Origin of the sequence: Streptomyces sp. NPDC088124 (genome assembly GCF_040685895.1) — a bacterium.
Lineage (GTDB): Bacteria > Actinomycetota > Actinomycetes > Streptomycetales > Streptomycetaceae > Streptomyces.
Genome location: NZ_JBFBJB010000008.1, coordinates 65,345 through 89,260, shown reverse-complemented (window position 1 = coordinate 89,260; position 23,916 = coordinate 65,345). Strand labels below are relative to the sequence as shown.

The window sequence follows — 23,916 nt, the reverse complement described above, 5'->3', positions numbered from 1 at the left end:
CACCGGTTCGTCCGCGTACATCCGTGCACCGCCCGAACAGGCCCGGCCGTCGCCGGGCCGGGGAGCGAGGAACGTCCGTGATACTGCCCATGGGGCCCTACGGGACCTGGCCGTCCCCCATCGACGCCGCACTGGCGGCCTCGCACGACGGGCGTCCCGATTACGTGGGGACGGTCGGCGACGAGGTGTGGTGGACCGAGCCGCGCCCGGCGGAGGGCGGCCGGCGCGCCCTCGTGCGCCGCCGCGCCGACGGCCGCGAGGAGCCGGTGCTGCCGGCGCCCTGGGACGTCCGCAGCCGGGTGATCGAGTACGGCGGCGTGCCCTGGGCGGGGGCCGACCGCCCCTCCGGAGGCCCGCTCGCCGTCTTCGTCCACCTCCCCGACCAGCGGCTGTACGCGTACGAGCCGGACGGCGCGGCGCGCCCGCGCCCGCTCACCCCGGTGTCGGCCACCGGCGGCGGGCTGCGCTGGGCCGACCCGGTGATCCACCTGGACCGGGGCGAAGTCTGGTGCGTCATGGAGGAGTTCACCGGTGAGCGGCCCACCGACGTGCGGCGGGCGATCGTGGCCGTACCGCTGGACGGCACGGCCGCCGAGGACCGTACGGCCGTCACCGAACTCTCCGACGACCGGCACCGCTTCGTCACCGGACCCCGGCTCTCGCCGGACGGGCGCGCCGTCGCCTGGATCGCCTGGGACCATCCGCGGATGCCGTGGGAGGGCACGGTGGTGATGGTGGGCGAGGTCGCCGCCCCCGGCGCCACCGGCACGGCCCCCTTCACCGGCGTCCGGCCGGTCGTGGGGGACACCGACGAGTCGGTCGCGCAGGCCGACTGGGCGCCGGACGGCTCCCTGCTCTTCGTGACCGACATCGGCGACTGGTGGGAGCTGCACCGCGGCAGCCCGCACGGGACCGGCGACGGTGTCGTCGCGAGCACGGTGCTCTGCCCCGGCCGCCGGGAGGAGTTCGGCGGCCCGCTGTGGAAGATCGGTCTGAGGTGGTTCCAGCCGCTGGCGAACGGGCTGATCGCCGTCATCCACGGCCGGGGCTCCACCGCGCTCGGCATCCTCGATCCCGCGACCGGTGAACTCGTCGACGCGGCCGGGCCCTGGACCGAATGGGCGCCCACCCTCGCGGTCCGCGGCGACCGCGTCGTCGGAGTCGCCGCCAGCCCCCGCAGCGGATACGAGGTCGTGGAGGTGGACACCGCCACCGGGGAGGCCCGGGTCATCGGCTCGGCGCACCACGACCCGGTGGACCCCGCGTACTACCCCGAGCCGCAGATCCGTACCTTCACCGGGCCCGACAACCGCGAGATCCACGCACACGTCTACCCGCCGCACCACCCGGGACGTGGCGCCCCCGGTGACGAACTGCCGCCCTACGTGGTGTGGGCCCACGGCGGGCCCACCGGGCACGCGCCGCTCGTCCTCGACCTGGAGATCGCGTACTTCACCTCGCGCGGCATCGGCGTCGCCGAGGTCAACTACGGCGGTTCCACCGGCTACGGGCGCGCCTACCGCGAACGGCTGCGCGAGCAGTGGGGCGTGGTCGACGTCGAGGACTGCGCGGCCGTCGCCGAGGCGCTGGCCGCCGAGGGCACCGCCGACCGCGCCAGGATCGCCGTACGCGGCGGCAGCGCCGGCGGCTGGACCGCGGCGGCCTCCCTCACCGGCACGGACGTCTACGCCTGCGGCACGATCATCTACCCGGTCCTCGACCTGGTGGGCTGGGCCACCGACGAGACCCACGACTTCGAGTCCCAGTACCTCCACTCGCTGATCGGCCCGTTCGCCGAGGTCCCCGGCCGGTACCACGACCGCTCGCCCCTTCAGCACGTCGACCGGATCACCGTCCCGTTCCTGCTGCTCCAGGGGCTCGACGACGTGATCTGCCCGCCCGCCCAGAGCACGCGCTTCCTGGAGCGGACGGCCGGCCGCGGCATCCCGCACGCGTACATCGCCTTCGAGGGCGAGGGGCACGGCTTCCGCAGGGCCGACACGATGGTCCGCGCGCTGGAGGCCGAACTCTCCCTGTACGCCCAGACCTTCGGCGTCACCCGCACCGATGTCCCGCATCTGGAGCTGACGACATGACACCCCTGCCCACGCCCCCGCCCACGCCCAGGACGGCGCCTCTGACCCGGCCCGCGCGGCTGCGGCAGGGGGACCGCGTCGCCGTCGTGTCGCCCAGCGGCCCCGTCCCCGCCGACCGGCTCGACGCCGGACTCGCCGTCCTGCGCGGCTGGGACCTCGACCCCGTCGTGGCGCCCCACGCGCTGGACGTCCACCCGCGCCTCGGCTACCTGGCGGGTACGGACGCGGACCGCGCCCGCGATCTCCAGGAGGCGTGGTGCGACCCGTCCGTCTCCGCCGTCCTCTGCGCCCGGGGCGGCTACGGCGCCCAGCGTATGGCCGACCTGCTCGACTGGAACGCGATGCGGGCCGCGGGCCCCAAGGTCTTCGTCGGCTACAGCGACATCACCGCGCTGCACGAGGCGTTCGCCGTGCGGGCGGGACTGGTCACGCTCCACGGCCCGATGCCCGCCGCGCTCACCTTCCTCAAGGACCCCAGGACCCAGGAGTCCCTGCGCGCCACGCTGTTCGAGCCCGAGTCCGTCCGCACCCTCGGCCTGGAGACGGCCCGCGCGCTGGTCCCCGGGCGGGCCCGCGGCATCACCCTGGGCGGCTGCGTCAGCCTGCTCGCCGCCGACCTCGGCACCCCGTACGCCCGCCCCTCCGCCGCCGGCGGGCTGCTGATGATCGAGGACATCGGGGAGGAGCCGTACCGCATCGACCGCATCCTCACCCAACTGCTGCGCTCCGGCTGGCTGGACGGCGTCGCCGGCGTCGGCCTCGGCTCCTGGGCGGAGTGCGGCCCGTACGAGGAGGTCCGGGCGGTGCTGGCCGACCGGCTCGGGGGGCTCGGCGTGCCGGTGGTCGAGGAACTGGGCTTCGGGCACGGCGAGACGGCCCTGACGGTGCCGCTGGGCGTGCCCGGGGTGCTGGACGCGGAGAGCGCCACGCTCACCCTGGACCTGCCCGCGCTGACCTGACCGCGCGGCCCGGCCGGGCGCCGTGACCCCGGCCGGGCGCCGTGACCCCGGCCGGGCGCCGTGACCCCGGCCGGGCGCCGTGGGTTCGGCCGGGCTCATGGCACCCGCCCGTAAGCTGGCGCGATGCCCGCAACGCCCACCACCCCGCTCGCCGAGGGCCCCCGCACGTATCTGCGCCCGTTCCGCCCCGAGGACGCCGACGAGTTCACCGCCCACGCCCGCGCGAGCGCGGAGCTGCACCGGCCCTGGCTCTTCCCGCCGGACGAGCCGGCCGCGTACGCCGCCTACGCGAAGCGGCTCATCGAGGACCCCACGCGGGCCGGCCATCTCGTCTGCGCGCGGGAGGACGACCGCATCGCCGGGTTCATCAACATCAACAACATCGTCCACGGCGCGTTCCGGTGCGGGGCGCTCGGTTACGGCGCCTTCGCGCACGCGGCCGGGCGCGGGCTGATGGGCGAGGGGCTCGGGCTGGTCCTCGGCCACGCCTTCGGCCCGCTCGGTCTGCACCGCTTGGAGGCCAATATCCAGCCCGCCAACACCGGTTCCGTCGCGCTCGTACGGCGCGCCGGGTTCCGGCTGGAGGGCTACTCGCCGGACTTCCTCCTCATCGACGGCCGGTGGCGCGACCACGAGCGCTGGGCGATCACCGCGGGGCCGTCCTGGACCCCTTCCGGTTGATCTTCATCGTGTCCATGTCGGTCACGGTGGACCGCAGCGCGCCGTGGCCGCAGCCCAGCGCCCGCAGCGCCGACTCGGCGCGGTCCTCGGCGAGCGCGCCCGCCATCTCCTCACCGTCCGCCGCGTCCGAGACCACCTCGTAGCGGTAGCTGAAGTGCTTGAGCGCCGCGTCGTACGTGAGTGAGCCCTCCGGCGTGAACCGCATCTGCGCCAGTCCGTGCCGGTCCAGCTCCGCGAGGAGCCGCACCCGGCTCTCCTCCGCCAGCCCCTCCCACGTCCCGCGCACGATCACCCGGTACGTGTGCTGAGTACTCATCCCGCCGCTCGCCTCCCGCCGGTCCACGCCGGCCCACACCGCTTGAGGAGCGCAGCGTACGGCAGCGGGACCGGCCCGCGTGCGGAATATCCGACCGGCCGGCGGGGCCTGCCCGGACCGGTCCGTCAGGCGCCCGGGACCACCTTGCGGTCCGCGTACTCGAAGACCGAGCCGTCGGGGTGGACGGCGATCAGATTGCGCCCGGCCGGTGTCGGCACCGGGCCCGCGACCACGCGGGCGCCGCCGCCGGTGAGCACCATGAGCGTCTCCTCGACGTCCTTGACGGCGATGGTCGCCGTCACCTTGCGCAGGACGTCGATCTCCGAGGCGGGACCGCTCATCAGGAGGAAGCAGCCGACGGCGGCCACGGAGACCCCGCCGCGCTCGAAGCGGAGCGCGGGGCTTCCGGTGAGGCGTTCGTAGAACGCCACCGATGTCTCCAGATCGTCGACGCAGATGCGCAGCGTGGTACCCATGATTTCCATGCCCACCAGGTTAGTTGGTGTCAGGCGCGGCACCGGATCTCGCCGTGCGGCACCATGAACCAGGCGTCCTCCGCCTCGCCCCACTCCCGCCATCCCGCGGCGATCTCCGCGAGCCGCTCGCGCGTCGTGTGTCCGCCGTCCACCGCGAGCGCCGCGTAGGCCGAGGCGACCGTACGGTCCGCCCACAGCCCGCTCCACCACGCGCGCTCCTCGGGGGTGGCGTAGCACCAGGTCGCGGCGGTCGCGGTGACCTCGGTGAACCCGGCGCGCCGCGCCCAGGACAGCAGCCGGCGGCCCGCGTCCGGCTCCCCGCCGTTGGCCCGCGCCACCCTGCGGTACAGCTCCCGCCAGTCGTCCAGCACCGGTACGGCGGGGAACCAGGCGAAGGCGGCGTAGTCCGAGTCCCGTGCCGCCACCGTCCCGCCGGGACGGCAGACCCGGCGCATCTCGCTCAGGGCGCGGACGGGGTCGCCCACGTGCTGGAGGACCTGGTGGGCGTGGACGACGTCGAAGGAGTCGTCGGGAAAGTCCAAGGAGTGGACATCGGCGACCGCGAAGCGGACATTGGTCACGCCCGCGGCCTCCGCGGTCGCCCGCGCCGTGTCGAGAACGCCCTCGGAGGCGTCGACGGCCGTCACCGTGCCCGGCGCGACGAGCGCGGCCAGATCGGCGGTGATGGTCCCGGGCCCGCACCCGACGTCCAGCACGTCCTGGCCGGCCCGCAGTTCGGGCAGGAGGTAGGCGGCGGAGTTGGCGGCCGTGCGCCAGGTGTGCGAGCGGAGCACGGACTCGTGGTGCCCGTGCGTGTAGACGGCGGTCTCCTTCGGCATGACCGGACTCCCTCTCGTGAAGTGGTCCCGGCCACGCTACGCTTCCATGTCGAATGATGAGATAGGTGTCTTGTTATGTGGACATTCGGTCGTCGGGAACCGAACCGCGGCTGCTCGGCAGGGGGCTCCGGGGGCAGGGTGCCTGCCACGCGCGTGGGCGCGGCCCGGCCTCCTCCCATTCCCCGCGGGTCAGTTCGTACGCGACGTCCCCGTGCTCCGACCCCTCGATCGTCTCCGGCCACTCCTCGAAGAAGGTGCGGACGTACCGCAGCCCCGCCTTCTCCAGCACCCGCCGCGATCCGGTGTTCACGGTCATGGTCTGCGCGGTCACCCGTTCCGCGCCCAGCACGGTGAACGCCGTACGGACCAGGGCGCGCGCCCCCTCGGTGGCGTAGCCCCGGCCCCAGGCCGCACGGCGCAGCCGGTAGCCCAACTCCACGACGCGCCAGTCCGGTGCGCCGCCGGGCTCCGGGGCCGGGCGCGGCGCCAGGCAGAACCAGCCGAGCCAGGCGCCCGTGGTCCGCTCCTCGGCCGCCCGGAATCCCGGGCCCAGCAGCCTCGGCAGGGTCGCGCCCCGGACCGTGCCGGCGGAGACGGGCAGGCCGCCGTCGATGAACCGCCGGACGCTCGGGTCGTTGTCGAGCGCGACGACCCGGGCCACCTCGTCCTCGCCGTCGGTGAAGGGGCGCAACCGCAGCCGCCGGGTCTCCAGGAAGGGTTCCATGTCCACGACCGGGATCCTCCGCCGCGCGCCCGGGGCTGTCCAGCGGATATCCCCGCCGGGAGCGGCTACAGGAGAGCCTGCGGCCGGTAGACCGTCAGCGCCTCGATCGCCTTGTCCAGCGTCAGCTCCCGCGGCGCCGGAGCCACTTCACCGTCGTACGCGAGCCGCGTCCCCGGCGCGATGTCCTTGATCCGTACGCGGCGCATCCGGACCGCCGCGTGGACGGGCGAGCGGCTCAGCGGGCCGGCCAGGGCGGCGGCGAGCAGGCGGAGGCCCGGGGCCCGGCCGCCGTGCACGATACGCAGGTCCAGCAGGCCGTCGGCCAGATTCTGCCGGTGGCCGGGGGTGGGGCCCATCTGCTGGTAGATCCCGTTGCCCGCGAACAGCAGCCACAGTGACCGCCGCCGGCCCTCGAACTCCGCGTCGATCTGGTGCTCGGCGCGCAGCACCCGCGCGGCAGCCAGCACCCCGGCGGGCCAGCCGCCGATCCGGGGCGCCCACTGCTCGCGCACCCGGACCAGCTCCGGATAGACGCCCAGGCTGAAGGTGTTGACGAAGTGTCCGGGCGCGCCGTCCCCGTCCGGGCCGGGGGTGAAGCGCCCCAGGTCGACCCGTACGGCGTCGCCCGCCGTCAGGGCCCGGCAGGTGTCGTGGACGCTCTCGATGCCCAGGTCGTACGCGAAGTGGTTGAACGTACCGCCGGGCAAGACCGCCAGCGGCAGCGCCTGGCGTACGGCCACCGACACGGCGCGGTTTATCGTTCCGTCGCCGCCGAGGACACCCAGCGCCCGGCAGTCGCCCGCCGCCTTCTCCAGCTCCGTGTCCACTTCCTCCGGCGCGCAGACCACCACCCGCGCGAACGGCAGCGCGTCACGCACCAGCGACGCCGTGTCCGCCGAGCCCGAGGCGCTGTTGACGACCACGGTCAGCCCCCGGCCGCCGGGCAGCGCGGGTGCCTGGGTGTGCGGCCGTCCCGGCGCGGGCAGTTGCGAGCGCGTCGGCACCATCCCCCGGACCGCGTACGCCGCCCCCACCCCCAGCGCCGCGCCCACCAGGACATCGCTCGGATAGTGCACGCCGGTGTAGACCCGGGACAGCGCGACGGCCGCCGCCACGGGCGCCACCGCGGCGCCCCACCCCTTCGACTCCAGCGCGACCCCGGTGGCGAACGCCGCCGCCGAGGCCGCGTGGCCCGACGGGAACGAGGACGTGAACGGCTGCCGCTTGAGCCGCCGTATCACCGGGACGACATCGAGCAGCGGACGCTCCCTGCGCACCGCGCGCTTGCCCACGGTGTTGATGGCCGCCGACGCGAGCGCCAGCGACGCCACCCCCCGCAGCGCCGCCCGGCGCGAGCGCGCGCTGCCGCCCAGCGCGGCCATCCCCGCCGCCGCCCCGAACCAGAGCAGCCCGTGATTGGCGCTGCGGCTCAGCTTGGGCAGCACGGGGTCCGCGCCCGGCCAGTGCCGGCCGGCGACCGCGCGGAAGGCCCGGTTGTCCCACTCTTCGAGCAGCGCGGTGATCCGGGTGCGGCTGAGGACTGCGGAGGCGGCTGCGGTGTTCGGCATGGCACGCGGATACCCCGGCGGGGGCGGATCAAGCGGACGGTCCGGTACGGCGGACGGTCCCCCCGAGGGGGACGGGGCGGCGGAACCCGAGAAGCGCACAGGGACAAACCTCCGTATAAAGGGCTCAAGATACCGGGCGTACGGGACGGGCCGGCCCCCGGGCGGCCCCGGAGGTGGCGCATATGCGGCGGACGGCTCCCGAGGGCCGTGGCCCCGTACGCTACGGCCCGCCCGCCCCCGAGGCGGGACTGCCCGTCCTGCCCGAACTGGCCGAGGAGTGCGCGGCGGCGGCCCGCCGGACCGCGCCGGAGCCGCCCGGCGGCGGCGCGGTCCTCCGGGAGGCCGCCTCCGGCTACTGGTCCCGCCGCGGCCTGCCCAGCGGCCTCGACGATGTGGCCGCGGCCCCCGGCGCGCAGCCGCTGCTCCTCGCGCTGCTCGCCGCGTACGGCGGGGACGTGCTGATGCCCCGGCCGTGTCCCGCCTGGTGGACGCCGCAGGCCCGGCTGCTGGGCCGGCCCGCCTACCACGTGCCGGCCCCGGCCGACGCGGGCGGCGTGCCCGACGCGTACGCCCTGCTGGAGACGGTCCGGCGGATCCGGGCGGAAGGCGGCGTCCCGCGCGTGCTGCTGCTCTGCCCCGCCGACGACCCGACGGCCACCGTCGCCCCGCCCGAACTGGTCGGCGCGGCGTGCGAGGCGGCGGTCGCCGAGGGGCTGCACATCATCAGCGACGAGACCTGGAGCGAAACCCTGCACCGGCCGCACGAGACGGTGCTGCTCAGCCCGGCCCGGATGTGGCCCGACGAGGTCACCGTCGTCAGCGACGCGGTCGGCTCGCTCCTCCCGGCCGCCTGGCCGCTGGCCGTCGCCCGCTACCCGGCCACGCCGGCCGGGGCCGCGCTGCGCGCCAGGACCCTCGACTTCCTCACCGCGCTCGGCGCCCTCGTCGCGGGCCCGGTCGCCGCGGCCGCCGCCCACGCGCTGGACGAGCCGGGGACGGTCACGGCGCGGGCGCGGGACGCCGCCACGCTCTACGGGCGGATCGCCGGGGCCGTCGAGCACGCGGTGCTCGCCTCCGGGGCCCTCGCGCGCGCCCCGCGGGCGGGCCGTCATCTCTACGCCGACCTCGGGCCGCTGCGCGCCCGGCTGGCCGCGCTCGGCGTCACGGACTCCCTGGAACTGGAGAACCATCTCGGCGCGCGGCTGGGCATGGACACCCCGGGGGGCCACCGGTTCGGCGACGAACTGGGCGCCCTGCGCGTCCGGTTGCCGACCGGTCCGCTCCTCGGGGCGACCCCGGAGCAGCGCCTGGAGTCACTCTCCGCCGCGGCCCCCCTGGAACTGCCCCATGTGGCCGGCGCGCTCGACGCGTTCCGCTCGGTCTTCGACGAACTGCGCTGACGCGGTGACGAACCGCGCCGCCCTCGCCGAAGAGGACGGCCTCGCCTCGGGTCCGCGGTCCGCCGGCCTTGGCCCGCGGGCCCCGGCGCCTCCGGCCCCGGCACCGCCTTCCCCCGGTCCTCACGCTCCCCGGCCCTCCGGACCCCGGTCGGCCGTGGCCCCCGTGGCCCCCGTGACCTTCGCGGTCCCGGCGGTCCCATCGGTCCCGCCGTCCCCCCGGCGCCGTCGCAGTCTGCGCCACAGCGCCGGGGCGCCGCTGACCACCACCGTCAGCAGCACCGCCGCGAGCACGCCCTCCCACGGCTCGGCGAAGAGCGAGCCACCCGCCACCCCGATGAGCTGGTACGTCGCGGCCCACGCCAGACACGCGGGTATGTCGCCCCGGGCGAACCGGCGCAGCGGCCACTCGCCGAGCAGACAGGCCAGCATCACCGGGATCCGGCCGGCGGGCACCAGCCGCGACAGCACCAGCACCGTCACCCCGTGCTCCCGCAGCTTGTCCTGCGCCTGTTCCAGCCGGTCGGGCGGGGCGCTCCTGCGCAGCGCCGCCAGCCAGCGCGAACCGTTCTTCGAACCGATCCCGCGCCGGCCGAGCCAGTACAGCGCGACATCGCCGAGGAAGGCCGCACAGGACGCCACGAGGAAGAGCCAGACGATGGAGAACGGCGAACTCTGGTGGAACGCCACCACCGCCGCCGTGCTCACCACCGCGCCCGTCGGCACCACCGGCACCAGCGCGCCCAGCGCCACCAGCAGAAAGACCGACGGATAGCCGACGGCCTGCTGGGTCGACTCCGGGGGCAGCACCGCGAACTGGGCCAGCAGCCGGTCGATCACCGCGCGACCTCCGGCCGCACGCTCTCGCCGTGGCCCAGCAGATGCACCGACACCTCCGGGGCGAGCCGCGCCGCCTGCCGTACGAACTCGTCGCCCGGCGCGTAGAACTCGTGCGGTCTGACCCCGTCGAGCCCGATCGGCCAGTACGTGCCGTAGTGCACCGGCACCGCCGCGCTCGGCGCCAGCCGCGCCAGTGCCTGGGCCGCGCGCCCCGCGTCGAGGTGCTCGGGCCCCAGGTGCGGCCCCCAGCCGCCGACCGGCAGCAGCGCCACGTCCACCGGGCCCACGGACGCGGCCATGGTGTCGAAGAGCCCCGTGTCACCCGCGAAGTACGTCCGTGACTCGCCGGTGATCACATAGCCGAGCGCGGGGGAGCGGTGCGGCCCGACCGGCAGCCTGCGCCCGTCGTGCAGCGCGGGCACCGCCCGTACCCGGACCGGCCCGACCGCCACCTCGTCGCCCGCGTCCACCTCCGTGATCCGCAGCCCCGCCGGATTGCACCGCGCGTCGAGCCGCCGGAGCCCCGGCACCGAACGCCCCGCGTCGCGCGGCACGATCAGCCGGGTGCCGGGCGCGAGCCTGGCCAGCGACCGCAGATGGAGATGGTCGGAGTGCAGATGCGAGACGAGCACGGCGTCGGCGACCCCCGCCTCGGGCGGCGGTACGGGGCCCAGGCGCCGTCGCAGGTGCGCGAGACGGCGCACGAAGACCGGGTCCGTCAGGATCCGTACCCCGGAATCCTCGACCGTGCAGGTGGCATGGCCCCACCAGGTGATGACAGTTCCCAACCCGACCTCAGCTCCGTCCGCCCCGGCGCGCACGGGGGGCGCGTGGTGTCCCGCCCCCCGCCCGGGGTCGCTCCTCGAACTCAGCGTACGGCCGCCACCCGTCCGGGCGAACGAGGTGCGCCCGGACGCGCGCCTCCGACCGCCCCGTACGCGCCTGCCTCGCGAAGGCGTGCGCGGGTTAGGGTCTGCGGAACGAAGGCGGGCCCGGGGGGACGGGCCCGGAGTGCGCGGGGAGCGGGGGAGCGGCATGGGCGAGGTACGCGTGACGGCGATCGCCAGCCTGACGCCGCTGGAGGAACTGGACCGCGACCCCTTCCTGGTGGACACCCACGGACAGCACCTGATGTGCGCGCGCTGGGCCGAGGACAAGGGCTACATCGTCACCCGCCAGCTCTACTTCTACCGGCTGCGCCCCGACCACCGCGGGCTGTGGACCGATGTCGAGGAGGGGCTGGTCGATCTCTTCGTCGCCGCCAACGACCGTGTGCTCGAACGGGCGTTCACCTCGGTCGCCGCCTTCGCCGCGGAGTGCGAGCGTCGGGGCGTACGGCTGGAGACAGCCGGCCTGGACGAGCCGTGCTACGACGCCGAACGGAAGGCGGAGGTCCACCGCAGGCTCTCGATCCCCGCGAAGGGAGGCCGCGCGCCGCTGTGACCCCGTCCAGGTTCCGGCGGGGCCCGCGCGCGCCTGTGCGAGGCTGGTGGCCGAGCCCGTGAGCCGTACGGGTCCGGACGTGAGGTGACGGGTAGTGGTGACGGGGCGATGGCGTACGACGAGCAGAGCCCTGCTGCGGGTGATCATCGTATGGGCGGTCTCCACCGTGACGATGCTGGCGCTCGCCGGCATCCTGCCCGACTTCCAGCTCCAGTCCGACGACGGGGACAGCCCCACCCGGATCGCGGTCACCGCCGCCTGGGGCGCGGGCGCGTTCGGTCTGCTCGGCGCGCTGGTCTGGCCGGTGCTCGTCCGCGCGCTGCTGCTGGTCCCGGCGCTCGTCCTCGGCCTGCTGGTGTTCTTCCTCAACGGATCGCTGCTGCTGATCGCGCTGCGGCTCATCCCCGACGGCCGGGGCGCCGCCGATCCGCGGACCGCGGTGGTGGTCGCGGCCGTGATGTCCGCGGTCGCCTCCGCGACGTCCACCGCGCTCGCGGTCGGTGACGACGAGGCGTACCGGCGCAGACTCTCGCGGCTCGCCGACCGCCGGCGGCGCAGACGAGGCCGGCCGGGCGACGACGGCCGCGCGGACGAGCAGCCCGGCACGGTCTTCCTCCAGCTCGACGGGGTGGGCCACCAGGTGCTGCTGGACGCCGTCGCCGCCGGGGTGGTGCCGCACATCGCGAGCTGGCTGGGGTCTGTTCCGAGTTCTCCCGTGGGTGAAGGAGCGGGGTCTGGTGCCTGTGATCGCAAGGCGGAGGAGGGAGGCGACGCGGAGCGTCGTCGAGTGACGACAACGCCGCGAGCGCGGGTGCCAGGGCACGCGACGCCACGGGAGAACTCGGAACAGACCCCAGAACGGCCGACCCACCGGCTGACGCCGTGGCGCACGGACTGGTCCAGCCAGACCGGCGCCAGCCAGCTCGGCATCCTGCACGGCTCCAACCACGATGTCCCCGCCTTCCGCTGGTACGAGAAGGACAGCGGCCGGATCATGGTCAGCAACCGGCCCGCGAGCGCCGCCGAACTCCAGCGCCGGGCCATCGCGCGCACCGGCGACGGCGGGCTGCTCACCCTCGACGGCGCCAGCCGCGGCAACCTCTTCAGCGGTGGCGCCGACCAGCTCGCGCTGGTGCTCTCCATCGCGGCCCGGCGCGGCCGCGCCAACCGCTCCCGGGCCGGCTACTTCGCGTACTTCTCCGACCCGGCCAACGCCGTCCGCACGGTCGTCTCCTTCGTCGCCGACGTCTGCCGCGAGATCGGCCAGTCGACCCGGGCCCGGCTGCGCGGGGACCGGCCCCGGGTGGGCCGGGGCGGGCTCTACCCGTTCATCCGGGCCTTCGCGACCGTCGTCGAACGGGACGTCGTGGTCGCGGCGGTGCTCGGCGACATGCTGGCGGGACGGACCGCCGTCTACGCCGATCTGGTCGCCTACGACGAGGTCGCGCACCACTCCGGGCCGCACAGCCGGGACGCCGCGCGGGTGCTGGCCCAGCTCGACCGGTCGGTCGGCATGATCGCCAGGATCGCCGAACACGCGCCCCGTACCTACCGGATCGTGCTCCTCTCCGACCACGGCCAGAGCCCCGGCGAGACCTTCGAGGGCGCGTACGGGCTCACCCTCAAGGACCTCGTCAGGGCGGGGTGCGGACTGCCCGTCTCCCGCCGGGCGGGGCGGACCAGGAGCGGCGCGGAGGCGCGTGACGCCGCCCGGCACGCCGTGCTCGGCGCGCTGCACCGTCCGGAGCGCGCCGAGGACGACGCGGCGGAGCCTCCCGCGCGCTCCTCGGAGCCGGTGGTGCTCGCCTCCGGGAACCTCGCCCTGATCTCCTTCCCCGACGTGCCGGAGCGGATGAGCCGGGAGGCGATCGACCGGCGCCACCCGGCGCTGCTGCGGACCCTCGCCAGCCATCCGGGCATCGGTTTCCTGCTGGTACGGAGCGAGGAGCACGGCTCCGTGGTGCTGGGCCGTGACGGAGCGGAGGTCCCCGTCGGCGCGCTGGCCGACGACGGGCCGCTCGCGGGGCTGGGTCCCGGCGCGGCCGACGCCGTGCGTCGCACCGACGGTTTCCCGCACGTGGCCGACATCATGGTCAACTCGATGTACGACCCGGAGACCGGGCGGGTGCACGCTTTCGAGGAGCAGATCGGCTCGCACGGCGGGCTCGGCGGCGAACAGGCGCGGCCGTTTCTGCTGTCGCCGCTGGCGTTCAGCGCGCCGGTGCCCGACCACGCCGAACTCGTCGGCGCCGAGCAGGTGCACGCGGTGTTCCGGCGGTGGCTGCGGGAGGGCGGCGGGCCGCAGGTGCCGCTGGCGGCGGTGACGGCGGCCGGCGCGGAGGCCGGGGTGGACCGCGGGGTGGACGTCGGCACCGACATCGGTGCCGGGGCCGGTGCCGGGACCGCCGCCGAGGCCGGGGCGGACGCCGACACCGGGGCGAATACGTTCTCTGGCGGGGTACGCACGGTCGAGAACGAGCGGGGCCCGGCTTAGCGCGCGTACCCCGTGCGAGCGGTTTCCGCCGGTAGCAGGACCGGGCGCGGCCGTGCCTGGGCAGGGGTGGCATGTCCCAGGAGGTCATGCCCATGCGCTGTGCCCCGCCTCTCTCGTACCGCGCCGCGGCCGCTCGTGCCGCCGCCGTGCGCCGGGCCGTGGTGGTGGCGCTGCTGGTGCTGATCGCCTTCCTGGGCCTCGCGGCCGCGTCCTGCGCCACGGCGGCGCGGGCCGTCGAGCCCATGCCGCCCGCCTCCGGTGCCCCGGCCCCGGCCGGGGAAGGACAGGGCGACGGGCAGCAGGACACCGCCGAGACCGATCAGCACACCGACCCCGCCAGGACCGAGCGTCCCGCGCGGGCCCGGATGGAGCCCTCGGTGCTCACCGCGCCGGGCGCCATGAGGCCGTCGCCGTACCCGGACCACCGCATCCCCGTGGGACCCCCGCGCGCGGCGGTCCCGACGCGCTGTGCGGTGCTGCGCTGCTGACAGGACGTGCACCCGCGCGTTCCCAGGGACTTCTCCGGTCCCGCCCCCTCCAGCAGCAGCATCACCCCCTACAGCGTGAGGACACAGCCATGCCCATCGACGCCTTCGCCGCGCTCAACGCCATGATCCGCGCAGAGGCCGCGCGCGCCGACACACCGAAGCCCCGCCGCCGGTCCCCGGAGCCGAGTCCGTCCGACGGCCCGGCCTCCGCCTCCACATCCGCCGCGGCTCCCGTGTCCGTGTCCGCCGCCGAGCGCGGCCGGGCCGCGGAACGGACCCCCGCGGAGGAGGAACCCGCGGAGCGCGGTACGGCGGCGAGCTGATCGCCGCACCCTCCCGGTCGCGCCCGCCCGTACGCGGGTGCGACCGGACCGACCGGACCGACCGGACCGACCGGACCGACCGGACCGGCCGCGACGTCCCGGACCGTACCGTCCGGGACCGGTCAGGCGCGGCCCCGGGAGAGGCTCTCGCGCTCGATCAGCCGGGGCAGCGGGACCTGTACGGTACGGGCCGCGCCGCCGTCGAGGAGCGCGGCCAGCTCCCGCGCCGCGATCCGGCCGAACGCGACGGAGTCGCGGGAGAGGGCCGTCAGCCACGGCCGTACCAGCCGGCAGAGCGCCGAGTCCTCCCAGGAGATGACCGAGACGTCGCCGGGCACCGCGAGCCCGAGCCCGGCCGTGACCGCCGCCCCGGCCGCCGCCATCACGTCGTTGTCGTAGATCAGGGCGGTCGGCGGGCGGTCCTCCTCCAGTACCCGGCGGGTCACCGCCGCGCCCTGTGTGTCCGAGTAGTCGGTGGTGAGCGAACGCACCTCGGGGAGGCCGTACCGCTCCGCCTCGGCCCGCAGCGAACGGATCCGCCGCTCGGTGTGGGCGAGCGAGGACAGTCCCGCGATATGGACGATCCTGCGGTGTCCCAGCTCGTGCAGCCGGCCCACGACGGCGGCCATCGCCCCCGCGTCGTCCGCCCGGACCCGGGAGAGCGCCGGGTGCGACCGGGTGTCGCCGTCCGGCAGTTCGCCGATGACGACGGCGGGCAGGGCCAGCTCGTCCAGGAGTCCGGGCCGGGGGTCGTCGGTCCTCGGGTCGACGACCAGGACACCGTCCACGCGGTGCTCGGCCCACCACCGGCGGTAGACCGCGCACTCGGCCTCCACGTCTTCCACGACCTGGAAGAGCAGGCCGAGTTGACGGTCTGACAGGATCTCCTGGATGCCGGAGATCAGTTGCAGGAAGAACGAGTCCACGCCGAGGGACGCCGCCGGGCGGGCCAGCACCAGCCCCACCGTGGCCGAGCCCTCGCCGGAGAGCGCGCGGGCGGCGGTGCTGGGGCGCCAGCCGAGCTGTTCCGCGACCCGGCGGACGCGGGCACGGGTGACCTCCGAGACGCCGGGGCGGTCGTTGAGGGCGAAGGACACGGCGCTCTCCGAGACCCCGGCGCGCTGGGCGATGTCCTTCATCGTCGGACGGCGCGCGGGGGTCCGGCGGACCGGCGGAGGCTCCCCACCCGGCCGGGCACCGGTGGCCGGCGAGGTGTCCGCGGGGGCCCGGGTCTCTCCGGCCGACGGCTGGTTGGCTGCCACCTCGGATCCCCTTTTCCTGCCGTATCGGACGAGCCATCGTGACTCCGGACTAATGCGCTTGAGTCAGAGCATCCTAAAGCGCATTAGTAACCTCCCGCAACTAAACCGTAATGCCCCCTGTGACCTGCGGTGAAACCAACTTCGGCCGTGTTTGTGGCGAGAATGTGTTGACTTTCACCCGCGCACCTTGCAAGGTCTGCTGGGCATAAGGAGTCGGGGCGCCGAAGCTCCGGCTCGCCCACCGCACGCCTGGTCCGAGCAGAAGGAGCCGTTCACCGTGCGCATCTCCCGAAGAGCAGTCGCCCTCGCCGCTGTTCTCGCCACTGTCCTGCCTCTCAGCGCCTGTGGCGGAGGATCCGACGACGAGTCCTCCGACGCCTCGGGCGCCATCAAGGGCAAGATCACCTTCCAGACCTGGAACCTCCAGGCCAACTTCAAGGACTACTTCAACGGAGTCATCAAGGACTTCGAGAAGGAGTACCCCGACACGGAGGTGAAGTGGGTCGACCGGCCGGCCGAGGGGTACGCGGACAAGCTCAGCGCGGATGCCGCGGGCGGCACACTGCCCGACGTCGTCAACATCTCCCCCGACCTGGTGGCCCCGCTGGCCAAGGCCGGACTCGCCCTTGACCTCGACAAGGACAAGACGGCCGCCGGCTTCGCCAAGGACTATCTGCCGGACGCCTGGAAGAGCCACCAGATACCGGGCATGGAGGGCACGTACGGCTTCCCCTGGTACCTGAACACCGGCCCCACCTTCTACAACAAGCGCCTGTTCAGCGAGGCCGGTCTCGACCCCGAGAAGCCCCCGACCACCTACGACCAGGTCTTCAAGGACGGGCTGAAGCTCGCCGAGCAGAGCAACGGCAAGATCGCCACCCTCGCCCAGGTGCCCACGATCGAGGACTTCGGCCGCTACGGCGTGCAGCTCATGAACGACAAGGGCACCGGCTTCGCCTTCAACGACGCCAAGGGCGTCGAACTGCTCACCAAGTACAAGGAGCTGTTCGAGGCCAAGGCGCTCGACTCCCAGGCGCTGACCGCGACCCCCGAGTCCTCCGGCACCAAGTTCCTCACCGAGTCCGTGGCCATGAACCCGGGCAGCGCGCTGGATCTGGAGAACTTCAAGACGAAGGCCCCGAACCTCTACAAGAACATCGGGATCACCGACCAGATCAGCAACACCGGCAAGGTCAACATGTACGTCATGGGCATGATGGTCAACTCCAAGACCAAGGAGAAGCCCGCCGCCATCGCCTTCGCGCACTTCGTCACCGACGCGACCCGCCAGATGTCCTTCGCCAAGCAGGTCGCCATCTTCCCGAGCACCAAGGGCTCGCTGGACGACCCGTACTTCACCAAGGAGGACGGCACCGACGAGACGCGCGTACGGATCGCCGCCGCCAAGTCCCTGAAGAAGGCCGAGAACTACACGCCCGTCCTGTTCAGCGAGCAGATGAAGACCGAGCTGCGCAACCAGGTCGCCAAGGCGCTCCAGGGCAAGCAGAGCCCGCAGGCCGCGCTCGACCAGGCCGTCGAGGCTTGTGACCGTCTGCTCAAGCAGAGCTGAGAGCTGAGCCCCGCACCATGACAAGCTCCACCGCCCCCCGGGCGCTTCCCCCGGAATCCGCCGCGGCGGGGCCCACGCTCCGGAGCTCCGGCTCCGGGGGCCGTGGGCCCCGCGGCGGGCCCGTCCGCGGGATCCGGCGTCAACACACCCTCAGTCCCTGGCTGTTCGCGGCCCCGGGACTGCTGATCGTCGGCGCCTTCAGTCTCTATCCCTTCTTCAGCACCGTCATCAACTCCTTCACCGACCGCCGCACCCTGATCGCCGGCAGCTTCGTGGGCCTGGACAACTTCCGGGAGCTGATCCACGACGAGATGTTCTGGATCGGGCTGCGCAACAGCACGCTGTACGTCCTCTGCGTCGTCCCGGCCCTGGTCCTGCTGCCGCTGCTGCTCGCGATGCTGGTCGAGCGGCAGATCCCCGGCATCACCTTCTTCCGCTCGGCCTTCTACACCCCCGTCGTCGCCTCGATCGTGGTGGTCGGCCTCATCTGGGTCTGGCTGCTCGACGACCGCGGACTGGTCAACGCGGTGCTGGAGGCCGTCGGCGTCGGCCGGGTCGGCTTCCTCAGCGACCAGTGGCTGCTGCTCTTCAGCGCGATGGCCGTCACGGTCTGGAAGGGCCTCGGCTACTACATGATCATCTACCTGGCCGCGCTGGCCAACGTACCGCGCGAACTGCACGAGGCCGCGGCCGTCGACGGCGCCGGGGCCATCCGCCGCTTCGTCACCGTCACCGTGCCCGCCGTACGCTCCACCATGGTCCTCGTCGCGGCGCTCTCCTCGGTCGCCGCCTTCAAGGTCTTCTCCGAGGTCTATCTGATGGCGGGCCCGAGCGGCGGACCGGCCGGCCAGGACACCACCCTGGTCATGCTCGTCCAGCGGGTCGGCACCGGGCTCAGCGGCCGGGTCGGCTACGCCTCGGCGATCTCCGTGGTCGTCTTCGTCGTCACGGTCGCCCTGATGCTCCTGGTGCTGCGCGCCGACCGCAAGGAGGACGCGTGACCATCCTGAAGGCCACCGACGCCGAGGGCCGGCGCATCGCGCCCTGGCAGCTCGCCGTCCGCTACGCGCTGCTGCTCGTCATGCTCGCCGTGATGATCGGGCCGTTCCTCTGGCAGCTCTCCACCTCGCTCAAGGGCCCCACCGAGGACATCTACAGCTACCCGCCGACCTTCCTCCCGGACGATGTGACCCTCCACAACTACGGCCGGGTCGCCGAGATCATCCCGGTGTGGGAGTACGCGTTCAACTCGCTCAAGGTCGCCCTCGCCAACGTTGTCACCAACTGCGTCGGCGCCGCCCTGGCCGGCTACGCGCTCGCCCGGCTGCGCTACCGGGGCCGGACCGCCGCGACCCTGGGGTTCATCCTCGCGATGCTCGTCCCCGTCGAGGGCATCATCATCGCCCAGTTCACCACCATGCGGGACCTCGGCCTCAACAACACCCTCATCGGCGTGCTGCTGCCGGGATGCATCGGCGCGATGAACGTGCTGCTGATGCGCAACGCCTTCCTCAACCTGCCGCACGAGGTGGAGGAGGCGGCCTTCGTCGACGGCGCCAACGTCTGGCAGCGCTTCCTGCGGATCTCCCTGCCCGCCGTCAAGGGCACCCTCGCCGTCGTCGCGATCTTCGCCTTCATGGGCGCCTGGGACGACTTCCTCTGGCCGCTCATCGTCCTCAGCGACCCGGAGAACTTCACCCTGACCGTCGGACTCAACTACCTCCACGGCACCTTCGCCCAGGACCCCCGGCTGGTCGCCGCGGGGACGATCATCGCCGTGGTCCCGCTCATCGTGCTCTTCGCCTGTCTCCAGCGTTACTTCTTCCGGGGCGTCGGCGAAGGCGCCGTGAAGGGCTGACGCCACGCACCGCACGGGCCATACGCACCAGAGGAACCACACGCACCACACGCACCACCGCACGCTCCGCACAGAAGCAGGACAACGTTGCCTCCCATGAGCACTCCCGCACCGCGCTTCGGCGTCAACTACACGCCCAGCCAGGGCTGGTTCCACCACTGGCTGGACTTCGACCTGGACGACGTACGCGCCGACCTGGACTCGATCGCGGGGCTCGGCCTGGACCACATCCGGGTCTTCCCGCTCTGGCCGCTCTTCCAGCCCAACCGCACCCTGATCAGACCGCGCGCCGTCGAGCAACTCGTCCAACTCGTCGACGCCGCGGCCGAACGCGGCCTGGACGTCAACGTCGACGGGCTCCAGGGCCATCTGTCGAGCTTCGACTTCCTGCCCGCCTGGACCCGGACCTGGCACCGGCGGAACCTTTTCACTGACAACGATGTCGTCTCCGGGCAGGCCGCCTACCTCCGTACGCTCGCCGCCGCCCTCGCCGACCGGCCGAACTTCATCGGCATGACCATCGGCAACGAGATCAACCAGTTCTCCGGGCCGCCGCACCCCGACCCCGACCCCATCACCCCGGAACAGGCCGGAAGCTGGCTGCGTACGCTCCTGGCGGCATGCGAGGAGGGCGCCCCCGGCAAGCTCCATCTGCACGCCGAGTACGACGCGGCCTGGTACCAGGACGGACACGCCTTCACCCCCGCGCACGCGGCCAGGATCGGCGCCGTCACCGCGGTGCACTCCTGGGTGTTCAACGGCACCGCGCAGCGCCACGGCCGTACCGGCACCGCCACCGAGCACCACGCCGCGTACATGATCGAGCTGTCCAAGGCGTGGGCCCTGGAACCGCGCCGACCGGTCTGGCTCCAGGAGGTCGGCGCCCCCGCGCCGCTCATCCCGGCCGAGCACGCCGCCGCGTTCACCGATGCCACGGTGGCCGCCGCACTGGACTGCGCCGACGTCTGGGGCGTCACCTGGTGGTGCTCGCACGATGTGTCGCGCTCCCTGGCCGACTTCCCGGAACTGGAGTACGGACTCGGCCTGCTGACCAACGACCGGAAGGTCAAACCGGCCGGGGAGGCCCTCGCCCGTACGGTCGCCGAGTGGCGGGAGCGCGCCTACGCGCCCGCGCCGCGCACCCTCGCCCTCGCGGTCGACACCGGTGACACCGGTGATGCCGCTGACACCGCGCCCGTCCGCGCCACCTGCGCTCCCGGCGGCGCGTTCTTCGAGGCGTTCGCCCGGCTGACCGAGGCGGGCGCCCGGCCCACCGCCGTCCTCGCGAGCCGGGCCGGGGACCGCGCCCATCTCGCCGCCCGCGGCATCACGGAGGTCGTCCACCCCGACGACGTCCGCTGAAGGACCGCCGCCGGGCCCGCCCGGCGGGACACCGCACCCACGGCACCCACCGCACCCACGCACCTCAGGAGCACCCCACATGCACGACGACCGCACCCTGGTCGAAGGCCGTCTCAAGCGCGTCCTCGACGAACGCATCAGGCCCGCCGTATACCCCGAGTCGATCCCGCTCGACGTCGCCGTCTGGCACGCGCCGGGCGAGCCCGTCCCCGTCGAGGAGGGCATCGCCGGGCCCGCCGGGCCGGTCGCGGTGGGCGACCGCTGGGGCGCGCCCTGGGGCACGAGCTGGTTCCGGGTCTCCGGGACCGTCCCCGAGAAGTGGGCGGGCCGTACCGTCGAGGCGATCCTCGACCTCGGCTTCGACGAGAACATGCCCGGATTCCAGTGCGAGGGCCTGGTCTACCGCCCCGACGGCACCCCCGTGAAGGGCCTCAACCCGCGCAACCAGTGGGTACGGATCGGGGCGCCCGCCGCCGGTGGCGAAGAGGTGCTGCTGCACATCGAGGCCGCGTCCAACCCCGTCATCCTCGACTACCACCCCTTCCTGCCGACGAAGCTCGGCGACAAGGAGACCGCGGGCAGCGAACCGCAGTACACCCTCGCCCGGATGGACCTCGCCGTCTTCGACGAGACGGTCTGGCAGCTCATCCAGGACCTGGAGGTGCTCGGCGAGCTGATGGCCGAGCTGCCCGTGGAGGGCGCCCGCCGCTGGGAGATCCTGCGCGCGATCAGCCGCGCGCTCGACGCCGTCGACCTCCAGGACGTGAACGGCACGGCCGCCGCCGCCCGTGAGCAGCTCGCCGAGGTGCTCGCCACCCCCGCGCCGGCCACCTCCCACCGCCTCAGCGCGGTCGGCCACGCGCACATCGACTCGGCCTGGCTGTGGCCGCTGCGCGAGACGGTCCGCAAGGTCGCCCGGACGACGGCCAACATGACCGCCCTGCTGGAGGACGAGCCCGAGTTCGTCTTCGCGATGTCCCAGGCGCAGCAGTTCGCCTGGATCAAGGAGCATCGCCCCGAGGTCTACGCCAAGGTCAAGAAGGCCGTCGCCGAGGGCCGGTTCGTGCCGGCCGGCGGCATGTGGGTCGAGTCCGATACCAACATGCCCGGATCCGAGGCGATGGCCCGCCAGTTCGTGCACGGCAAGCGCTTCTTCCTCGACGAGTTCGGCGTCGAGAACGACGAGGCGTGGCTGCCCGACACCTTCGGCTTCGCCGCCGGGCTGCCGCAGATCATCAAGGCCGCCGGATCCAAGTGGCTGCTCACGCAGAAGATCTCGTGGTCCACGATCAACAAGTTCCCGCACCACACCTTCCGCTGGGAGGGCATCGACGGCACCCGGATCTTCACCCACTTCCCGCCCGTCGACACGTACAACTGCTCCATGACGGGCGAGCAGATCGCCCACGCCGCGAAGAACTTCAAGGAGAAGGGCGTCGCACGCCACTCGCTCGCGCCCACCGGCTGGGGCGACGGAGGCGGCGGCACCACCCGCGAGATGATCGCCAAGGCGGCCCGGATGCGCAGCCTCGAAGGCTCCGCGACGGTCGAGTGGGAGACCCCCGGCGCCTTCTTCGCCAAGGCCGAGGCCGAGTACCCGAACCCGCCCGTCTGGGTCGGCGAGCTCTACCTGGAGCTGCACCGCGCCACCCTCACCAGTCAGGCGAAGACCAAGCAGGGCAACCGGCGCAGCGAGCACCTGCTGCGGGAGGCCGAGCTGTGGGCCGCCACCGCCGCCGTCAGGACCGGCGCGGCCTACCCGTACGAACTGCTCGACCGGGTCTGGAAGACGGTGCTGCTCCACCAGTTCCACGACATCCTGCCCGGCTCGTCCATCGCCTGGGTGCACCGCGAGGCCGAGAAGACCTACGCGAAGGTCGCGGCCGAGCTGACCGGCGTCATCGAGACCGCGCAGCGCGCCCTCGCCGGTGACCCGGCCGGCGGCACGCCCCTGGTCTTCAACGCGGCGCCGCACGCGCGCGGCGGGGTCGCGGCGGGCGCGGCGGGACCGGCCGGCGGTGGCGCGGGCGCGCAGCTCACGGCGCGTGAGGGCGGCGGCTTCGTGCTCAGCAACGGCCTGCTGGAGGTCGAGGTCGACGGCCGCGGCCTGGTCGTCTCGGCGTACGACATCAGCGCGGAGCGGGAGACGATCGCCCCGGGCGAGGCGGCCAACCTGCTCCAGATCCACCCCGACTTCCCCAACCAGTGGGACGCGTGGGACGTCGACGAGTTCTACCGGAACACCGTCACCGATCTGACGGACCTCGACGAGCTGACCCCCGTCGAGGGCGACGGCACCGCGGACGCGGCGGCCGGCGCGGGCACCGTCGGCGTGCGGGTCGTGCGGTCCTTCGGCGCGTCGAAGGTCACCCAGCTCCTGACCCTCACGCCGGGCGCCAAGCGGCTCGACATCGACACCGAGGTCGACTGGCACGAGACGGAGAAGTTCCTCAAGGCCGCCTTCCCGCTGGACATCCACGCGGAGCGGTACGCCTCGGAGACCCAGTTCGGCCATGTGTACCGGGCCACCCACACCAACACCAGCTGGGAGGCGGCCAAGTTCGAGGCGTGCAACCACCGCTTCGTCCACCTGGAGGAGCCGGGCTGGGGCGTCGCCCTCGTCAACGACTCGACGTACGGACACGACGTGACCCGTACGGTCCGGGCCTCGGACGCCGGTACGACCACCACCGTCCGGGTCTCGCTGCTGCGCGCGCCGCGCTTCCCCGACCCGGAGACCGACCAGGGCATCCACCGCTTCCGGCACGCGCTGGCCCCCGGCGCGGCGATCGGTGACGCCGTACGGGAGGGCTACCGCGTCAATCTGCCCGAGCGCCGGCTCACCGGATCGGGGGAGGTCGCGCCGCTGGTCACCGTCGACAACGACGCGGTCGTCGTCAGCGCGGTCAAGCTCGCCGACGACGCGAGCGGCGACCTCGTCGTACGGCTCTACGAGGCGACCGGCGGCCGGGCCAGGGCGCGGGTCACTCTCGGCTTCGACGCCACCGGGATCGCCGTCACCGACCTGCTGGAGCGGCCGTCGGCCGACCTGGCCGGCGGCGCGGGCGGACCCGGGCTGGCGGACGGCGCGGTCCTGCTCTCGCTGCGCCCGTTCGAACTGGTGACGCTGCGGCTGACCCGGGGCTGACCCGCGGGAGCGGGCGGCGGGCCCCTGCCGGGGCCGCCGCCCGCCTTCGGGCCGGGTGACCGCCGCCCGCCC

At 73.7% G+C, this 23,916-nt stretch carries 21 protein-coding genes; 13 read left to right on the top strand and 8 right to left on the bottom strand.

From position 1 onward, the window contains the following. The first annotated feature begins 89 nt into the window (after positions 1-89). From AB0P17_RS08920 to AB0P17_RS08910, 3 genes are all read left to right on the top strand, one after another. Complete coding sequence (locus tag AB0P17_RS08920; protein ID WP_365809131.1) at positions 90-2,096, top strand: prolyl oligopeptidase family serine peptidase; 2,007 nt, start codon at positions 90-92, stop codon at positions 2,094-2,096. Continuing rightward, the gene (locus tag AB0P17_RS08915) at positions 2,093-3,055 is read left to right on the top strand and encodes an LD-carboxypeptidase (protein WP_365808954.1); all 963 of its coding nucleotides are present in this window, start codon (positions 2,093-2,095) and stop codon (positions 3,053-3,055) included. The genes AB0P17_RS08920 and AB0P17_RS08915 overlap by 4 nt, the downstream gene beginning before the upstream one ends. A gap of 123 nt (positions 3,056-3,178) precedes the next feature. Then, a complete protein-coding gene (locus AB0P17_RS08910; protein WP_365808953.1) occupies positions 3,179-3,736 on the top strand; it encodes a GNAT family protein in 558 nt (185 codons plus the stop codon). On the opposite strand, the gene AB0P17_RS08905 is transcribed toward AB0P17_RS08910, so the two are convergent. From AB0P17_RS08905 to AB0P17_RS08885, 5 genes are all read right to left on the bottom strand, one after another. Continuing rightward, a complete protein-coding gene (locus AB0P17_RS08905) occupies positions 3,702-4,052 on the bottom strand; it encodes a DUF6204 family protein (protein WP_365808951.1) in 351 nt (116 codons plus the stop codon). The two genes, AB0P17_RS08910 and AB0P17_RS08905, sit on opposite strands and share 35 nt — an antisense overlap. Before the next feature lie 125 nt (positions 4,053-4,177). Further along, positions 4,178-4,537 carry a VOC family protein gene (locus AB0P17_RS08900; RefSeq protein ID WP_365808949.1) on the bottom strand — a complete coding sequence of 120 codons (360 nt, stop codon included), beginning with the start codon at positions 4,535-4,537 and terminating at the stop codon, positions 4,178-4,180. 20 nt (positions 4,538-4,557) lie between these two features. Next, positions 4,558-5,367, bottom strand: a complete 810-nt coding sequence (locus tag AB0P17_RS08895) for a methyltransferase domain-containing protein (protein WP_365808948.1) — start codon at positions 5,365-5,367, stop codon at positions 4,558-4,560. 73 nt (positions 5,368-5,440) lie between these two features. Next, complete coding sequence (locus tag AB0P17_RS08890; protein WP_365809129.1) at positions 5,441-6,091, bottom strand: GNAT family N-acetyltransferase; 651 nt, start codon at positions 6,089-6,091, stop codon at positions 5,441-5,443. A gap of 65 nt (positions 6,092-6,156) precedes the next feature. Next, the gene (locus AB0P17_RS08885; protein ID WP_365808946.1) at positions 6,157-7,659 is read right to left on the bottom strand and encodes a phosphatase PAP2 family protein; all 1,503 of its coding nucleotides are present in this window, start codon (positions 7,657-7,659) and stop codon (positions 6,157-6,159) included. A gap of 182 nt (positions 7,660-7,841) precedes the next feature. Between AB0P17_RS08885 and AB0P17_RS08880 the strand changes: the two genes are divergently transcribed. Next, positions 7,842-9,059: an aminotransferase class I/II-fold pyridoxal phosphate-dependent enzyme gene (locus AB0P17_RS08880; protein ID WP_365808944.1), complete on the top strand. Its 1,218-nt coding sequence runs from the start codon at positions 7,842-7,844 to the stop codon at positions 9,057-9,059. Between the two features lie 120 nt (positions 9,060-9,179). Here AB0P17_RS08880 and AB0P17_RS08875 read toward each other — a convergent pair whose 3' ends face one another. Both AB0P17_RS08875 and AB0P17_RS08870 read right to left on the bottom strand, forming a co-directional pair. Then, positions 9,180-9,893, bottom strand: a complete 714-nt coding sequence (locus AB0P17_RS08875) for a VTT domain-containing protein (protein ID WP_365809127.1) — start codon at positions 9,891-9,893, stop codon at positions 9,180-9,182. Continuing rightward, positions 9,893-10,684 carry an MBL fold metallo-hydrolase gene (locus AB0P17_RS08870; protein ID WP_365808942.1) on the bottom strand — a complete coding sequence of 264 codons (792 nt, stop codon included), beginning with the start codon at positions 10,682-10,684 and terminating at the stop codon, positions 9,893-9,895. Before AB0P17_RS08870 ends, AB0P17_RS08875 begins: the two co-directional genes overlap by 1 nt. Before the next feature lie 247 nt (positions 10,685-10,931). Between AB0P17_RS08870 and AB0P17_RS08865 the strand changes: the two genes are divergently transcribed. The 4 genes from AB0P17_RS08865 to AB0P17_RS08850 all read left to right on the top strand — a co-directional run bounded on the left by AB0P17_RS08865 (position 10,932) and on the right by AB0P17_RS08850 (position 14,644). Next, positions 10,932-11,339 (top strand): hypothetical protein, encoded by a 408-nt coding sequence (locus AB0P17_RS08865; RefSeq protein WP_365808940.1) that lies wholly within the window; start codon positions 10,932-10,934, stop codon positions 11,337-11,339. Between the two features lie 94 nt (positions 11,340-11,433). Beyond that, positions 11,434-13,833 (top strand): phage holin family protein, encoded by a 2,400-nt coding sequence (locus AB0P17_RS08860; protein WP_365808939.1) that lies wholly within the window; start codon positions 11,434-11,436, stop codon positions 13,831-13,833. A gap of 92 nt (positions 13,834-13,925) precedes the next feature. Continuing rightward, positions 13,926-14,321 carry a hypothetical protein gene (locus AB0P17_RS08855; protein ID WP_365808937.1) on the top strand — a complete coding sequence of 132 codons (396 nt, stop codon included), beginning with the start codon at positions 13,926-13,928 and terminating at the stop codon, positions 14,319-14,321. A gap of 89 nt (positions 14,322-14,410) precedes the next feature. Beyond that, positions 14,411-14,644, top strand: coding sequence for a hypothetical protein (locus tag AB0P17_RS08850; RefSeq protein ID WP_365808935.1), 234 nt, complete (start codon positions 14,411-14,413; stop codon positions 14,642-14,644). A gap of 122 nt (positions 14,645-14,766) precedes the next feature. Here AB0P17_RS08850 and AB0P17_RS08845 read toward each other — a convergent pair whose 3' ends face one another. Continuing rightward, the gene (locus AB0P17_RS08845) at positions 14,767-15,783 is read right to left on the bottom strand and encodes a LacI family DNA-binding transcriptional regulator (protein ID WP_365809126.1); all 1,017 of its coding nucleotides are present in this window, start codon (positions 15,781-15,783) and stop codon (positions 14,767-14,769) included. 400 nt (positions 15,784-16,183) lie between these two features. Here AB0P17_RS08845 and AB0P17_RS08840 point away from each other — a divergent pair, with 400 nt between their 5' ends. The 5 genes from AB0P17_RS08840 (at position 16,184) to AB0P17_RS08820 (ending at position 23,844) form a co-directional block, all read left to right on the top strand. Further along, on the top strand, positions 16,184-17,476 hold the full coding sequence (locus tag AB0P17_RS08840; RefSeq protein WP_365808933.1) for a sugar ABC transporter substrate-binding protein: 1,293 nt from the start codon (positions 16,184-16,186) through the stop codon (positions 17,474-17,476). A 17-nt stretch (positions 17,477-17,493) separates the two neighbouring features. Then, positions 17,494-18,477 carry a sugar ABC transporter permease gene (locus AB0P17_RS08835; protein ID WP_365808931.1) on the top strand — a complete coding sequence of 328 codons (984 nt, stop codon included), beginning with the start codon at positions 17,494-17,496 and terminating at the stop codon, positions 18,475-18,477. After that, positions 18,474-19,334, top strand: coding sequence for a carbohydrate ABC transporter permease (locus AB0P17_RS08830; protein ID WP_365808929.1), 861 nt, complete (start codon positions 18,474-18,476; stop codon positions 19,332-19,334). The genes AB0P17_RS08835 and AB0P17_RS08830 overlap by 4 nt, the downstream gene beginning before the upstream one ends. Before the next feature lie 96 nt (positions 19,335-19,430). Then, positions 19,431-20,696 carry a glycosyl hydrolase gene (locus tag AB0P17_RS08825; protein ID WP_365808927.1) on the top strand — a complete coding sequence of 422 codons (1,266 nt, stop codon included), beginning with the start codon at positions 19,431-19,433 and terminating at the stop codon, positions 20,694-20,696. Between the two features lie 79 nt (positions 20,697-20,775). Next, a complete protein-coding gene (locus tag AB0P17_RS08820; protein WP_365808925.1) occupies positions 20,776-23,844 on the top strand; it encodes a glycoside hydrolase family 38 C-terminal domain-containing protein in 3,069 nt (1,022 codons plus the stop codon). The last annotated feature ends 72 nt before the right edge of the window (positions 23,845-23,916 follow it).